Below are 15,832 nucleotides of genomic sequence, written 5' to 3'. Positions count from 1 at the left end.
CTGGTTGCGTACAATTAGAAATTGAAAGCGTACTGGCCTTCGGAAACGTTGTAGACCTTTTTCATTTTGATCTTCGTTTTCTTTCCTTCGGCAATCAGCTCCAACGTCTTGCCTCCTCCGACAGAAGTCCGAGGCCGCTCCTCGACCGGTTTAACCGCAAGGTTATAAACCCATCGGCGGAATGATTCAGTTTCCATCGGTGCCTGTTCTGAATCCCATATCAATTCGATATCACCAAGCAAGGACAAGGAATTTGCAGTAAGCCCGCATATTCCTTTTAGCACGTTTTGCTCAACAAAGTTGATCTGTTGCTCAAGGCGAGTAAAGAGATCTGCTGGCACTGTATCCTTGGCCCAAGCGAGTAATGCCGATTGCAAGGATTCTGCTTGATAAGTCCGAATAGAAGAAACGGGATCGGCCTCATAAGAGATAATCGAATCTACCGGTTCTTCCGTCTCCATTGCCGGGGCTGCTGCCGGTTTAACAACTGCAAGCTTCGACGCATCGATCGTCATTTTGCCCCAGATCGATTCTGCACTCTCCACGCCCGAGATGTTATTTCCGACAAAGCGCTTGGCAATTTCAGTCGCAAGGCTGCCACCCGACCCTTCCGTCAATGCCGCAAGTCCTTCCTGGCTAAACTGTCCTTCAAGCGCCAACGCGGCGCTCATCTTGGCCGCCATTAGATTAATGGCAAGTTCTTGCATTGTATCTTTGTAGCCGCTATAAACCGTCTCACAGAGATTTTGCTGCCCAATTCGCCAATGACGTCGACTCGCCTGGCGGACGATATTAAGACGATAGCCGGTTTGGTAGAAGAAGAGGGATGGGAAACCTAGCAAATCAAGTCCCGTGGAAACTAGAATGGGGTTAGTGAGTAAAACCTGTACCCCTTCTCTCTCCCTCTCCGCTATCCATTCTTCCCGCGCTGGCCCCTCAATATCTGTTTCCAAGACAGCTGTTTTGATTCCACGTTCCTCCAGCAGCATTTGAAGACGCTGTAGTGTCCTCATCTTGCCAGTAAACGTTGCATAGACCCCTACTTTCCGGCCGGCATTAATTCGTTCTCTCACAAATTTGATCAGCTGCCGCTCTTTTGGATAGAGAACCCGACTGCTTAAGCGATAATTGGGAGAAACGATTTCTTTACCCGTGTCCGGATGATAGACCCCTTCGAAATTGAAAGGCACGTCCGGATAGCTAAGCAGCGTGCTGAGCAGACTGCCTAGTAAAACGGATTGACCGCCGCCTTCAAGCTCCTTCACAACCGCTTCCCGTAGCTTACCCTCCACTTCAGCGAGGTTGCTCGCCAAATACCACGATGGAGCTACAAGACGTGCGGATTTGGAAAGCGAACGTTTCTTCTGCCCCGACCGGCGCTCAATTCTTGTCATGCAGGAGATAAATTGACGATCACCGTGCAAGGAGACGTTCATTGGCCCTTCCGTCAGCTCCGGCAGCACTTCAAACATGTCTGACATCTGAATGAAGACAGCAACGTCACTCAGCATATCCGTAAATAGCTGCGGAGCGGCGGCTGGTAATTCCTTCACGCTGGCACGTTTATTGCCATTGCTTGAGCTGTTAAGAGCGACGTCATCCTTTCGGATCTTGGTCACCTTTTCACGGACACCGTACAAATCGATCCACCGGCCGACATCGCCCCACTTAAATCCATTCTCTATCAATCTATTAGGGAACATTCGAAAGAGTAGCTCAAATAAATTACTAGCGTACCCATTCATGAGGCTACCCGTCATTGCTAGAGAGTGCTTTGAACATTCCATCAGAACATGAAACGCGTGCGCTTGCGCGCTGCCTCCGGTTAACTCATGGCATTCATCTCCAATCGCAAGATCGAACTTGTTCTTGAAATACCGTTTGAACAAGTCCGCGGGCGATACTTTCCTCGGTGATGCGCCGCCGTAAGCCCGGGATTCGCCCGAGAAGCTCCGCCTGTCCTTGTTTTTCGCTTGCCACAAGGGCGTACTGCACTCTTGATACTCATCTTTCTCCGGATCGCTGTTTTTGTAGAGACGGACAAGGTTCCTGCAGACAAGATTGTTCTTCCGTCGCGCTGGCTTGCCTTGCTTGTTGAAGAAATCCTCATACTCCATCGGCACGATACTGCCTTCTTCTTCTTTCATGAGCTGTCCGCCGCAGCAAGGGCACTTCCACCCTTGGAATGCGGTTTTTTGGTTCAACCGCTCCTTACCATCGAAGATCGTGCGTTTCATATACGTCCGATCGACCCATGTTGCTGCCGGCTCGAAGATGTATCCGAGTTTCGCTGTATCCCGTGCGATGATATACACTTCGATTTTAGTCGGCGCGCTCTCCATCTTCCCCGAGTCGCGCAGCTTGATGACGTCCTTGTAGTCATTAAGGAAGGTCACCTCGAACAGATTTTTATCGAGGAGAATCCCTACTTCCCGCTTCGTCTTCTTCACCAGATGATTCGGTACCATGTATATGACTCGCCCTTTGCCGTCCAACCATTCCGTGAGCTCAGCAGCAATAAGGGCGAAAAACATCCCAATGGACATGGCCGTTTTACCGGTGCCCATCATACCGCACAAAATTTGATTCCGGTTCTTCTTGAATCCTTTGAAGAGTGCCGTGACCACATGTGCTTGGGCGCTGAAGAGAGGCCGGTTTAAGTTCTCAAGTACTTCAAGCGGCTTGTCCCGTCCAGGATGATGGACAGGAACATATTCCTCATCCAAACGTCTAATTAAATCGGCGCCAAAGAGGGAAAGGTAATCACCGATTGATTCGATTTCATCAAGTGAAGTAGGTTCCCCCGCACGAACGCTATCCGTCAGAAGCGGGATCGCTGTCTCGAGATTGGTTTCTGCTGATTCGATGGTCTCCATAGTCAATTCAAATTGCCTCCTTTTCGTCATCCTCGGTGAGCAGTATCCGACCGCTTCGAATGCCAGAGGAAATGTACCCATCCAGGACGTCCTCGCCTACAAGTAATTCGTAGGCAACCAAATCACGGTATTCGCCCGTAAAATCATGAACGACAAGCGGAACAAGCCACTTGTCCCTCACAAGTTGGTTAAAGAGGTACGACGTCCACTCTTCAAGCAGCGGCGTCTCGTAGTACGCCTCTATTGCCCAAAAAAGCTTCTGCTGAATGTTGCCATCCCACGCGAAGATCGCGAAACTGTCCTTCTGCCTCTCCAGCACACATTCACTGGCAACAAGACCGGTAACGAACGTCTCATTCTCTCGCTGAGATTGATGCTTGTACTTCCCATTCGGCTTAATGGACCAGTAGGATTTGTCATAGCCCGTTTCCCCGATTCTTGGCGCATGACTGATTGAGAAGCTTACATCACTCGCTTTGCGCGAATGATGAAACTGAGCAAATACAGCCTGTACCCGCGAGTCAATATCGATAAAGTTGGCATAGACCAACTCGTGCGTCTGCCCTTTCTCAACGAAGCGGGTGACGACAAGCGGGGTATGTACCCTGACGATAATATCCTTATGCTGGAATGACATATGTTTCATTTCCCAATTACCTCCTGATTGTGCTCGAATTGATTATCCTTGGAGCGTACGAATAATGCCCAATCGGTCAACGGTCTTAAAGGTGATTTTGAAGATCTCCGTATCCGTAATGATCGTCTCGTTCCTTTGTTCAAGTACCGTCTGGGAGATTTCCTTCTTCACGATTCCCTTGAGAACGTGGAGCATGGGACCTCGCCCTACCTTGCCGTTCAGTCGCCCACTAGCCATTCGCAGCACCCGGTGCATTTCCTTATCCGGTAATAACGGCTGCAGCCTGGCTGCCGGCTTCTTCGGCGTAGTCCACTCCATCCCCCGCTTGGTCAGCTGAGAGTTGACCGATACCTCACAGACCTGATCCACGTCCATATGACTGGAACGGAAATATTTCGGATTAACGTTTCCAGCGAGCACTTTAAATAGCGGCTCGCCTTGGATCGGCAGCCGCTCAAGGCTACTTCCTTCCTCCATCAAGTCCAAGATCCGCTGAACAGCATCCCGATCGTGGAATTTCTCTTTACGCTTCCTCCCGATCGCGTACACCTGATGATAAGTATCATCGTGCGACTGGAATACGTGAATGTCGTCCAGGTTCGAAACCAACATCGCCACGATATCCTTGGTCATTCTCCCACGCGGAATGTTGTAGACGAGAATGCCGTCTACGGCCACGTACTGCATGAGGTGACGCAGGAATCTCTTTTCTTTTCGCTCCACTTTGGCATCTACCGTCTCGCTGTCGGTATCGTAAGGAGGGTTGAGGTACATCAGTCGGAACGTATCCCGGCTGATTCTGCACTGCTCATAGCCGCCGAACAAGGCAAAGGGAATCCGCGAACGCAGCTCCAAGTACTTTTGCTCGTTAGGCTCAATTGCGAAGCCCACTCCAGATGATTCCTCCAACAGAAGCTCGAGCGGGTGCCCGCTTCCTGCGCAAAAATCCGCGACGGAAAACGGGCCGGCTGGGAATTGCAGAAGACTTCGGATCGATAGCATATCCTGATCCGTTGTCTCAAAATTCCCCATACGCACCTTGTTTCTGATGATTCGGTCAAACATGCCCTTCATGTTGTCTGCTGACATTCCAATTACCTCCTCTGGGAATAAAAAAAAGAGCCAGTCGCAAATGCGATCAGCTCTTTCATCCAAAATTATAGGCTCAAACAAAAAAAGGCATACCTAGGGTATGGTCCTCTTCAATCGTCCAAGCAACATGCCATTTCTCCATATGGAGAGTCCCGCTCTTCGCTAAGAATAAGGAAGCGAAGAAAATCAAAAGTAAGTCGTAATGCCTATATTATAGCACGATAATGAAAATGATTGATAGACAAAATAGACCTCTAAAATCGTTTGGAGAATTTACCAACTGGGTTTATACTAATCGTATCAACACTTTAAGAAAGGCGGTGCATCCCATGTCTGCAGATCAACCTACACGTACACCAGATAACCCTGAACTGGCAGCCCAGTTAGATGAATTGAAGGAACGGCTTCACCTTAAAACGGACGAGCAGTTAATCTCGAAGGCCCTGTCGCTGCTCACGCAGATGATTGAACTCGAAGACAAAGGGTATAAAATCGGCGCTTGGAAGGACAACCTTCTGGATCGTGACGTCATTACCTATCAAATCCTGCCCGAAAAATAAAACAAGGCACCTCCCCTTCATGCGAAGGAGAGCAGCCTTGTTTTTTGTTACCGTTCATCGGTCTCGCTTCTTGGAAACGAAGTGAGCGCCAACGAACGTGCCGAATATCGAGAAGACAGGAACCGAGATTGTGGTAAATACTTGAACCGTCTTATCGACGTCTTTTGTCTCCCACAATTGGTACAGAATCAAGAACAAGAAGCTGAGAATGAAGATGGCAAAGATGATAACTCCCACCAGCATGAGCAAATTACGCTCCTTCGCTTGCTGAATGATTCGTACCGATTCTCCAGCATCCTCCTTCGCTTTAGCTTTTGCGGCAGCCGACGTGCTTTTGCTCTTCTTAGCCGTGTTTTTAGCAGGAGTACGTCTCCCCTTGCTTGCCTTCTGTTTGTCCAGCTCTGCATCCAGAGTGACGACTTGAATTTCTTTCTCGTTAATGTTCATGCCAATTACCCCCTTATTTTAAAGTGAATTACCTCCTTCGAAAAGAAACCCCGTTTCACTGCCATGATCTCAAACCCTTTGTCCTCCAGCTCTACCCCCCAATGAATGAAGGATAGCGTCTTTGAAAAAAGATGTTCCACGCTCGAGACGTTCAGTTTCTCCGAGAGGTATGTAAGCGTCCGGCGAAGAGGAGACATTCCTTCTTCCTTGGCCGCGCTTGCTTCTAATTGCCTTCTTAACCGCGCGAGAAGCGGATGTTTCGTTGGCAGCTGACTGATCAGCTGGCGCAATTCGCTCGCCGTGAATTCCATTTCAATGCGAACCATATCATTCTCTGCGATTTCTTGTTCCTTAATGGCCACCATTGGTCCAACTCCCATGCAAAAGGATAGAGACCCGGCAGCATGTGCCAGGTCTCCTCTGGAATTCCGAATTACCGTACTGGAAGTGCCACGACTACGACAGATGCGTCGCCATCATATTCAATGAAACCAGGGAGGGAAGCCCCAGCGGTACGCAAGGTAATGTTCTTCACCTCGCGATCGCCTACCAGAAGGGCATCCCGCAAATACATGCCATTGAATTTGATGGTTGGGAACCCGTCCTCGACTTTTGCATCCGGAAAGCTTTCGCAAATCTCACCGGTTTCGGATCGGGAGTGAACCGTGAACTCTCCGCTCTCATTTACTTCGAGCGTTACGCGGTTGTTCTCCACGCCAACGAGTGAAAGCATCCGATTGAGTGTATCGTCCAACATTTCACGCGATACTGTAAGCGCAGAACCTTCCCCAATCTTAGCAAACACGTTAAGAATGTTCGGGTAAGCACCATCGAGCAATCTGCCAAAATAAACGACGTTTTTGTCACGGAGGACAAGGTAATCATTTGTGATGGCAAGACCAACAATCGGCGACTTGAGCGAATCGATAATTCCCTTGAACTGAACCGCTACAATCATGCCCTCTCGAAATGCCTCGGAATTCTCAATCTTAATGTCCGAAATATAGCGATAGACCCGATGGCGGTTCGTCGAAACAAACCCAAGTTTACCCTCGTCGTTATAGAGATTGACCGCGGTGATAGCCGGCTGGTTCTCATCCGATCCTGCGAACCTGGAAGCATGCGCCCCCTTACGAAGCATCTCAATCGGGCATGAGAGGAAACTCGCATTGCCCGGCTGCGGCAATTCAGGATACTGCTCCGAGTTGAGTGCTTTAAGATTAGCCCGGCCGCGTTCACCATAGTTAAGCGTCACGGTGGAATCTTGCTGCTTGAAAGACAGATTCCCGTCAGGCATCCGCTTCACGAGCTCAATAACCTCTTTCGCACTCAAGCAGTAGCTTGCATCCTCGCCAGCGTCGTTCGTAACTGAAAGATGTTGGAGAACCGCTTGCTTCGGCATATCCATCGCCGTAATAAAAAGCGTATCACCTTTCAGATCAAACTTGAGGCACTGAAGCAGCGGGATCGAATTTGATCTTGGAACAATCTTGGAGCAGAGCACCAGAGCATCCAAGAGATCATTTCGTTCAACGCTAAATGCTGCAGATCCCGTAGCAATCGTTCCAAGCTGATTCTCGAGTTTATCCGTCGTTTTCGTGTTCTTCTCTTTAGTAGCTGTAGCCATTCCAATTTCCTCCCTGGATTTGCACGCAAAAAAGCCACGAAGAAAATGAAAAAAACATACGTGTGGTATGTTCTGTCATTTCTCCGTGGCAGTTACGTGCCTAATTTGATTGTTGTCCGTTACCGGACACTCCTTCACGTGCCGAAAATAAGACGGCTGTGAAAATGATTGAATCTTCGTAATGTATCTATTTTAACATGATTATCCAATCGCCTCAATAGTGAATTGGAAGAACTAACATCCGTGATGTGGATCTCCACAATTACTCATAGACGCCACCATAAATCCAAATAAGAAAATATTAGAAAAAATTTTGAGAATTGCATCCTTCGTTATATGATGATTAATAGAGTACGATCCGAGGCGTTTAGATTACGGAATGAATGAAATACGCAGTTTTAGGCGATAACCCTGAATAGCGAATAATAAAAAGGTGTGATAGGCATGGGAAAGTCCACTGTCCAATGGACATCATATCAATTGTCGAACATTTGTGACTCCCCAACTAAAATGAGGTTACATTATAGTTGTGAAGCAAGAAAAGATCCAAATTAATAGTTACATTATAGTTGTGAAGTGATAGTAAGGTAATCCCTAAAACCATCAAAACGAAATCGATTTAGAACTATCAACATCTTTACATTTAATTTAGATATTGATTAAGTAGCTTGTTGTAGTAATCTGGATACTTTTGAACAATCCCCTTAACATTAAGGGCATCTAGCTTTAGCATTTTGGCAATGTCCTTTTTACTGTCATTCGTTTTATTTAATAAACCACTTAGTTCAATCGCCAATACTCGATCAGAAAAGCCCATTTCATATAAATTAACAGACGAGCGTGTAGGCAATCCATATTTTATTTTTTTCTGAAGCTCTCCTAATTGTTTCAGCAGCTTTTCAACCTGCTCATCACCTTGCTGGGATGTAAATATCTCCATGACTGCTGCTAGTATTAAATTCCCCTCATATGATACCGCACTATCACATATCTCCAAAAGATGTTCAAGTGTGATTTTTCGATTTTGTTTGTTTCCTAATATTAAAGCTCCCGATTTTTGAGCCACTTCATATAGCGAGTAATAAGGTTCTCCCTCAATCCACCCTTTGACGATATCCTTCAATATATCTTTCTTATTTCTTATCAAACTTACTGAAGGTACTATTTTCGATATGGGTAAGGAAAGCAGGCCATAATTTTTCTAACAATACACTTTCGTTGAGATCTGTAAGTAGTTCATCCAAATTTTGGGACGCCCACTGATTGATGCTAATCACCTTATTTAGGCCAAACAAGGTTTTTCCGTAAATCCGTTTCTTCTCCTCTTCAGGTATCTTTTGTTCAATATTATTAGCTACCAATTTAAACAGTTTAATAATTTGCTCTTGTTGCTGTTCATCTCCAATATGATAGGCTAAGGTCCCTTTTGCAAGATCCTCGATTTGAGTTGATAATTCAAGGCTAAGCCAATTACTCATAATGTAACTTTCCAAGACCTGAATCACCTGTATTTTTCGGCCTAACTGGTTTCTAATTCCCTTTTCCGAAAAATTTCTCGTAGCCCCTTTTTGAGCGAGATCTTTAATAAAGTTTTCATATACTTCTTCCGAATCGTAATATTGCTCAATGACTGCTAGGGGATCAGCTCTGTAGTAACTCTTGCTATCATCGCTTAATATACGATCAAAAATGGTGAATAAAGTGCTAATGCAGGGCTCCGAATTACCCGGATTTAAGATATCTCTAGTCTGGTCCCAGCGCCACTTTTCGTTACGGACCATTTTTTTATCATAACCCCTAACTTCGTCCTTGCTTACACAAACTCATCATACTCTCCAACTAATCCTGCATCACGAAGAGCCTCATCCACTGTCATACTTTTCATGCTGCCATCAGAAACAATGAACCTAATATCCTCTTTATCAAACTCTTGTATTTTTTTATTGACCGCTCTTTTCTTAGACTTTGGTTCCTCATCCTTATTTCCGACATTAGTGGACGGACCCCCAGCTTGGCCATTTCAAGATATAAAAACTCAACGTCATTGCCCGCTTCCCGATTTTGTACCTCTACCCGCTCCGCGTAGTCCAAGGCTGCGTTGGCCGGACAGCCCATTTTCATAGCAAATGCGGTTAATTGGTCAATCAATATCTTGCGATTATGTTGAAGTAAAATTAACTTATGCTCATCGGAAAGTTGTCCATCTATTGTGATCCGGTGCTGGGCCTCCATCAGATATTCCTTAAAAGTAATCCAATCCGGCTTTAAATCCTCATACTCCGCAGGATCGATGTTCTCTCCTGAACGTATTCGGTTCGATTTCACTCCAAACCGTAGATGAACATCCTTCTTAAATGCGAGTAACTTCATCGTCAGTTATCTCTTCATAGTTATGCTCTACTAATTTTAATTGTTTACTTGATACGGTCATACAGGAAATCGACGATATGCATGACTTTCAGCTGATCGCCGGCCATATGCCTATCCGCGCCAAGCTTCATTTGAAGCAAACAACCGGGATTGCTGGTAAGCAAATAGTGCGCTTGCGTTGCCTTAACGTGTTCCATCTTGTGATCCAGCAGCTCGTTTGCCATTTCAGGCTGGGTGACATTATAGATTCCCGCAGAGCCGCAGCAGCGGTCGGCTTCCTTCATTTCTTTAAAATCAGCGTTGGAAACTCCCTTGATAAGCTCTCTTGGCGCCGACCCGCTCTTCATTACATTCCGCAGATGGCAGGAGTCCTGATAAGTGATCACCTCGTGCCTCTCCCTGTCCGTCGCCTCAAATCTAGGCAGCCGGCCCCGGTCGATCAGCAGCTTGCTGACGTCAATCACCCGAGCCGCGAACCAGGCGGCGTCCTCGTTCCACGCCGCATCCCCATGCAGCAGATGGTCATATTCAATGAGCAGCGCACCGCAGCCGCCTGCGTTGGAGACGATATAGTCGACTCCCGTTTCCTTGAAAGCCTGAATATTGGCACGCGCCAGCTGCCTGGCGTCTTCCATCTCGCCGCTATGGGCATGAAGGGCTCCACAGCATACCTGGTTCGGCGGAATAACGACGTCGAACCCGGCTTCCGAGAGCAGCTTGACGGTATTAACGTTTGTGCCGGTGAACAGGACATCCATAATGCATCCCCGGAATAAGGCCACGCGGGCAATCGGCTGGCCTTTGGAGGGATAAAAGCCGCCCAGCTGCTCGCTAACGCCCCGCGCGGTAGCCTCCGGCAGAATGCGTTCCATCTCCTGCAAATGCGGGGGGAACAGCCGCATCATCCCTGTCCCTCTCGCTATATGCCGCAACCCCGACTTCTGGTAGAAGGCCAGCGACCTGCCCAGCCATTTCATGCGGCTGCGATGCGGGAACACGCCCTTGAACATCAGCTTGCGAATTCCGGTAACCGGCAGGTTGTGGTCCGCATGATCTTCAATCGCATCCCTCGCCTGTTCGATCAGCTGTCCATACTTCACGTCGGCTGGGCATACCGGCTCGCAGGCCCGGCAGCCCAGACAGGCGGAAGGCCTGGTCGGGATCCATCAGGCCGTCGGCGACCGCCTTCATCAGCGCGATCCGGCCTCGCGGCGACTCCGGCTCAACCCCCGTCTCACGGAATGTAGGGCATGCCGGCAGGCAAAAGCCGCAGCGCATGCAATTCGTCAACTGGTCGTAATCCAGCTTCTCCAGCAACGTCCGGGACAACGGATTGCCGTGTTCGATATCGGGCTTTCTCGCAGCCGCCCCTTTATCCATGATCGATAACCACCCTTTTGCGCGTTTCCTTCGCAAACATTTTGCCCGGATTTAAGAGATTGTCGGGGTCGAAGGCCCGCTTAATGCCTTTCATTAGCTCAATCCCGGCTGTCCCTACCTTCCACTCCAGGTACGGCGCCTTCACGAGCCCTACGCCATGCTCCCCGGTAATCGTACCGCCAAGCTCGATGGCGGCTTCGAAGATGTCTTCAAAGGCTCGCTCCACCCGCTCGATCTCCTCATGGTCCCTGGCGTCGGTAGTTGCCGTAGGATGAAGATTGCCGTCTCCCGCATGCCCGAATGTAGCAATTGTCACGTTGTGCTTTCGTGCAATCTCGTTGATCCGCAGCACCATATCCGCGATCTTGGATCGCGGGACGGTGGCGTCCTCCAGAATGGTCGTCGGCCGCAGCCGCGCCAGCGCCGTAAATGCGCTTCTTCTGGCCGTCAGGAGCTTCTCGGCTTCCTCCCGGGTAGCGGCCACCTCGACCCGGTCGGCTTGCTCAAGCTCGCATATCTGCCTGATCCGCTCGATATCGCGCTCTACCGTTTCCGGATCGCCGTCCTGCTCGATCAGCAGGATCGCCTCCATATCAAGCGGAAGCCCAAGCTTCGCAAAATCGTCAACGACACGGATGGTCGGGTTATCCATAAACTCGAGCGTCGCCGGAATGATTCGCGACTCGATAATCCGGGATACGGTTCTGGCAGCCCCGTACAGGTCGCGATACATCGCCAGCATCGTCTTCTTGCTCTTCGGCGGCGGAACGAGCTTCAGCGTTGCTTCCGTAATGATCGCCAGCGTTCCCTCCGAGCCGATAAGCAGTTTCGTCAGGTCGTAACCGGCCACATCCTTCATCAGCTTGCCGCCGGTACGGATAATAACCCCGTTAGCCAGCACGGCCTCCAGGCCGATGACGTAATCCTTAGTTGTCCCGTATTTGAGCCCCCGCAGGCCGCCGGAGCACTCCGCAATATTGCCGCCTATCGTTGAAATCCGCATACTGCCGGGATCGGGCGGATAAAACAGCCCAAACGACTCGATATGCTCGATAAACTCGGCCGTGATGACGCCCGGCTGAACCACAGCGGTCAGATTCTCCTGGTCGATTTCGAGAATGCGGTTCATCCGGTGCATCACCATAACGACGCCGCCTTCCACTGGTACCGTCCCGCCGCATAGATTCGAGCCCGAGCCTCTCGATACCAACGGAACTTTGCAGGCGGCCAGCAGTTTCATGATCTCGGCGACCTGCCCGGTGTTTTCGGGGTAAACGACCCCATCCGGCAGCGCCTGAAGCATCGGTGTCCCATCATAGGAATGGGCGATTAGCGCTTCCTTATCGTCGCGAAAGTATCTGTCACCGACAATGGCGCGAAGCTGATGAATGAGCGCAGAATTCAACACGGTGTGTACACGAACCTCCTAACACTATACAGGATTCTAACTCCACTTAATCGGGCCGGTCATCCGACGTGCCCGCCTCGAATCCGAACTCAATCCGGTTCTGCATTTGTTCATTGCCGTTCTATAGCACGTATGAGTCGAAACAACTGGACTGTGGTTTCTCTTAATCCTTTCATTGCTTGCTCTTTCTTCATAGCTTCGTCCAGAGTGATTGGACTGCGTATGATCGAGAATAATGAGGTGAAACCATTGCTGTTCAGAACGGATGCCTCTTCCGTTACTGTTCCGGCCAGTCCAAGTACGGGAACTCCATGCTTCCGGGCAATCTCCGCCACACCTAGCGGCGCTTTGCCCATCTGCGTCTGCCCATCGAGTCGGCCCTCACCGCTAATGACGAAGTTGGCATCCTTCAGCTTCTCTTCAAATTTCGCGAGCTCCAGAATAAGGCCAGCGCCGGATTGAAGCCTTCCGTTCAAAAAACCTGTGAACGCCCCACCTAGTCCGCCCGCAGCTCCCGCCCCGGGAAATCCGTTAATCTGTACACCAAGCTCAGACAAGCAGAATGCAGCGAATCGTCTTAAACCATGATCCAGCAGCTTCACCATTGAAGGATCCGCCCCCTTTTGCGGTGCAAAAATATATGCGGCCCCTTCACTGCCGTACAGATCGATACGCACATCACAGGCGATTGTAAACGTACATTCCTTCAACTCAGGCAATAGCCCTCCGGCATCGGCTGCATGCACATGCAGCAGACTTTGTCCGCCGATATAAGCCGAATCACCAGACTGGTCCTGAAACCGAAAGCCAAGAGCCTGAAGCATACCGATTCCCGCATCGTTAGTGGCGCTTCCCCCAAGCCCAATTATAAAATGTCTGCACCCCTGGAATACGGCATCAGCAATCATTTCACCCAGCCCATAGGATGTCGTGATCATTGGGTTCCGTTTATCAAAGGGAACGAGAGGAAGGCCGCACACGGCCGCGGTTTCGATGACCGCGGTTTTGCCGTCGCTCAGTACACCGTATGTGGCATGAATTGGTTCCATTAAAGGCCCTGTAACCGCAACCGTGCGACGTACGCCCCCGCAAGCGGCAATAATCGCATCGACCGTACCTTCGCCGCCATCCGCTAGCGGCACAATTTCTATATTCGCTGACGGGTAGATCTCCCTTATTCCTGCAGCAACTGCCTTGCTGCCTTCCGTTGATGACAGGCTGCCCTTAAAAGAATCGATCGCGATGATAACCTTCATTGATGTCCCCTTAAGCTTCCGCGATCATTCGATTGGTTAACGAGCCTAACTTCTCTATTTCAATTGTAACGACGTCGCCCTCTCTCAGATAAACCTGCTTCTCCGGCGGATAGCCCATTACGACGCCCTCCGGTGTACCGGTAAGAATGATATCGCCTGGAACAAGGGTCATATGTTGGGAGATGTAACTGACAATTTCGTCGCAGCGAAAAATCATGTCCGATGTGTTGGAATGCTGGCGCACCTCGCCGTTCACGATACTTTTGATTTCCAGATTATTAGGGTCTCCTACTTCATCAGCCGTGACAAGATAAGGACCAAGCGGTGAAAATTTATCGCACGATTTGCCGAGCAGCCATTGCTGTGTCCTCATCTGAAGGTCACGGGCGGACAGGTCATTTACATTGCAATATCCAAAAACATGATCGAAAGCCTCCGATACAGGTGTGTATTTGCACTGTTTACCGATCACGATAGCCAGTTCAGCTTCATAGTCCACTTGCTTGGTAACCTTAGGAAGCGGGATCGGCTCCCCTTGTCCCGCCAATGTGTTGACAAATTTGTTAAACAATATCGGATAAAGCGGGATCGGCGAATTTGTTTCCTCTGCATGTTTCCGGTAGTTAAGTCCGACACAAATGATTTTACTCGGGGCAGTTACACAGGGCCCGATGACTAAAGCGGATTCGTCACTCCACAGATCGCTTATGGACAAGGCCGCTTCCGAGAGAGAAGATAATGCGTCAATCACAGCCTGCCCGCCCGCGATCACCTCCTGAATCTCTTGAGGAATATCAGTTATGGATAACAGGGCCGTCGCGCGCCCCACGTCTAGAACGCCATTTTCGGTCTTAATGCCGATGGCCCAGGTGTTTTCTTTCCGAAACGTTAGCAACCTCATAATTAACTCAGCCTCCTTGGGGATGGGTACGTAAAAGTAAAACATGAGGAAACGGGCTGCTGCCGATTTCACCCATGTTTTTCGGAACCGCAACGATTATTCAGATAGAAGTCCGAATTCAACGATAAATTGCAGATAGACCTTGGCCGACAGTTCAAGTTCGTGAATCTCGACATACTCGATGTCAGCATGCGCACTGCTCTGATCCGGGCCGTGGCAAAGAGTTGGGATGGAAAGATCTTTGGCAAATATCCCGGCATCCGTAACAAGCTTCTTGCCTGCCGCCGGTAATGGAATACCTCTGACTTTTCGCGCAGCCTCAACCAGCGCATGGACCGCGGGATCGTTTTTGTCAATCCGATATCCATCACGAACCTTTTGAAGCTTCAACAGGATATCAACCTTATTTCTCCATGCGATGTCGTCAAGCAGTAAACGGAGCTCGCGTTCGACATCGTCGTACTCCGTCTCCGGGCCGTATCGCCTCACACCGGCCAGTTCGGCCGTATTCGGGTGCTGATTATAGAACTTGCCGCTCTGTATGGCGCCGACGAAATACGATGCATACCCGATATCCTCAATGTACGCAAGACGCAGCTGCTCATTTCGTTCATCCAATTGCCGAACAATTTCCGCCATTACGCTTATGGGGTGGGGGGTTCCCTCCGGTGTGTATAACTGGTGGCTCGGTTCCCCGTTCCGTTTCACCACAATTTCGAACGTGGCGGAACCGAATTGGGCAATGGTGCAATCCCGGGTCGCCCCTTCCATAACAACAGCGGCATCCGCCTGCAGGTTGACGTTTTCAACTAGGGCATACAAGTCTTCCCCGCGCCCTCCAGGGCTTTCATGCAGGCTGTTGGCAACGATAATCAGTCGTCCCTTCAGCTTGTCTCTGCTGTCCCGTATTACTCTGATGACCTCGACAATACAAGCAAGCGACCCTTTCATATCGTTGGCGCCCCTTCCGTATACGCGGCCATTCTCGATGCGTGCAGGACTGTGAGCCAGGGGGATCGTATCCAGATGCCCGTTAAACAGAATCGTCTTACCCGACAATCCCCCTTCAAACACAGCGACAAGTGTCGGATTGTTCGGGAGGAACTCATAACGGTCCACCCTGCAGCCGGCTTCGGCAAGCAGCTGTGCGAAATGATCGGCAACCTCTCGCGAATCACCGGTTGGGCTTGGAATTTCTACAAGCTGCAAGGTATCGGAAACAATCCTTTCGATGTTCACGCAATCCAGTAATGGCGTAGTCATGGCTAAGCTCACCTC

The 15,832-nt window shown here is 49.6% G+C and carries 14 protein-coding genes and 1 pseudogene; 1 reads left to right on the top strand and 14 read right to left on the bottom strand.

Going from position 1 to position 15,832, the window contains the following annotated elements; genetic code table 11:
- Window positions 1–14 precede the first annotated feature (14 nt).
- From GZH47_RS32195 to GZH47_RS32185, 3 genes are read right to left on the bottom strand one after another with little or no spacing between them, the layout of a single operon-like run.
- Entirely contained in the window at window positions 15–2,876 is a 2,862-nt protein-coding gene (locus GZH47_RS32195) for a DEAD/DEAH box helicase (protein ID WP_225446647.1), read from the bottom strand.
- A 7-nt stretch (window positions 2,877–2,883) separates the two neighbouring features.
- Complete coding sequence (locus GZH47_RS32190) at window positions 2,884–3,522, bottom strand: hypothetical protein (RefSeq protein ID WP_162645694.1); 639 nt, start codon at window positions 3,520–3,522, stop codon at window positions 2,884–2,886.
- Between the two features lie 33 nt (window positions 3,523–3,555).
- A complete protein-coding gene (locus GZH47_RS32185) occupies window positions 3,556–4,578 on the bottom strand; it encodes a DUF6094 domain-containing protein (RefSeq protein WP_225446646.1) in 1,023 nt (340 codons plus the stop codon).
- A gap of 356 nt (window positions 4,579–4,934) precedes the next feature.
- Between GZH47_RS32185 and GZH47_RS32180 the strand changes: the two genes are divergently transcribed.
- On the top strand, window positions 4,935–5,165 hold the full coding sequence (locus GZH47_RS32180) for a hypothetical protein (protein WP_162645692.1): 231 nt from the start codon (window positions 4,935–4,937) through the stop codon (window positions 5,163–5,165).
- A gap of 54 nt (window positions 5,166–5,219) precedes the next feature.
- On the opposite strand, the gene GZH47_RS32175 is transcribed toward GZH47_RS32180, so the two are convergent.
- From GZH47_RS32175 to GZH47_RS32125, 11 genes and pseudogenes are all read right to left on the bottom strand, one after another.
- Window positions 5,220–5,612 (bottom strand): hypothetical protein, encoded by a 393-nt coding sequence (locus GZH47_RS32175; protein WP_162645691.1) that lies wholly within the window; start codon window positions 5,610–5,612, stop codon window positions 5,220–5,222.
- Window positions 5,613–5,617: 5 nt separating this feature from the next.
- Complete coding sequence (locus GZH47_RS32170; RefSeq protein WP_162645690.1) at window positions 5,618–5,977, bottom strand: hypothetical protein; 360 nt, start codon at window positions 5,975–5,977, stop codon at window positions 5,618–5,620.
- Window positions 5,978–6,045: 68 nt separating this feature from the next.
- A complete protein-coding gene (locus tag GZH47_RS32165) occupies window positions 6,046–7,239 on the bottom strand; it encodes a DNA polymerase III subunit beta (protein WP_162645689.1) in 1,194 nt (397 codons plus the stop codon).
- 643 nt (window positions 7,240–7,882) lie between these two features.
- Window positions 7,883–8,362, bottom strand: a complete 480-nt coding sequence (locus tag GZH47_RS32160) for a hypothetical protein (RefSeq protein WP_162645688.1) — start codon at window positions 8,360–8,362, stop codon at window positions 7,883–7,885.
- 10 nt (window positions 8,363–8,372) lie between these two features.
- On the bottom strand, window positions 8,373–9,020 hold the full coding sequence (locus tag GZH47_RS32155) for a hypothetical protein (RefSeq protein WP_162645687.1): 648 nt from the start codon (window positions 9,018–9,020) through the stop codon (window positions 8,373–8,375).
- Between the two features lie 100 nt (window positions 9,021–9,120).
- Window positions 9,121–9,609 carry a hypothetical protein gene (locus GZH47_RS32150; protein ID WP_162645686.1) on the bottom strand — a complete coding sequence of 163 codons (489 nt, stop codon included), beginning with the start codon at window positions 9,607–9,609 and terminating at the stop codon, window positions 9,121–9,123.
- A 44-nt stretch (window positions 9,610–9,653) separates the two neighbouring features.
- A pseudogene (locus GZH47_RS32145) lies at window positions 9,654–10,989 on the bottom strand ((Fe-S)-binding protein).
- Window positions 10,982–12,397, bottom strand: coding sequence for an FAD-binding oxidoreductase (locus tag GZH47_RS32140; RefSeq protein WP_162645685.1), 1,416 nt, complete (start codon window positions 12,395–12,397; stop codon window positions 10,982–10,984). Before GZH47_RS32140 ends, GZH47_RS32145 begins: the two are co-directional and overlap by 8 nt.
- 110 nt (window positions 12,398–12,507) lie before the next feature.
- Window positions 12,508–13,653, bottom strand: a complete 1,146-nt coding sequence (locus tag GZH47_RS32135) for a glycerate kinase family protein (protein ID WP_162645684.1) — start codon at window positions 13,651–13,653, stop codon at window positions 12,508–12,510.
- 10 nt (window positions 13,654–13,663) lie between these two features.
- On the bottom strand, window positions 13,664–14,554 hold the full coding sequence (locus tag GZH47_RS32130; protein WP_162645683.1) for a fumarylacetoacetate hydrolase family protein: 891 nt from the start codon (window positions 14,552–14,554) through the stop codon (window positions 13,664–13,666).
- 96 nt (window positions 14,555–14,650) lie between these two features.
- A complete protein-coding gene (locus GZH47_RS32125) occupies window positions 14,651–15,817 on the bottom strand; it encodes a M20 family metallopeptidase (RefSeq protein WP_162645682.1) in 1,167 nt (388 codons plus the stop codon).
- Window positions 15,818–15,832: the final 15 nt, after the last annotated feature.

It is taken from the genome of Paenibacillus rhizovicinus (genome assembly GCF_010365285.1).
Lineage (GTDB): Bacteria > Bacillota > Bacilli > Paenibacillales > Paenibacillaceae > Paenibacillus_Z > Paenibacillus_Z rhizovicinus.
This window is presented reverse-complemented; position numbering and strand designations above follow the sequence as displayed.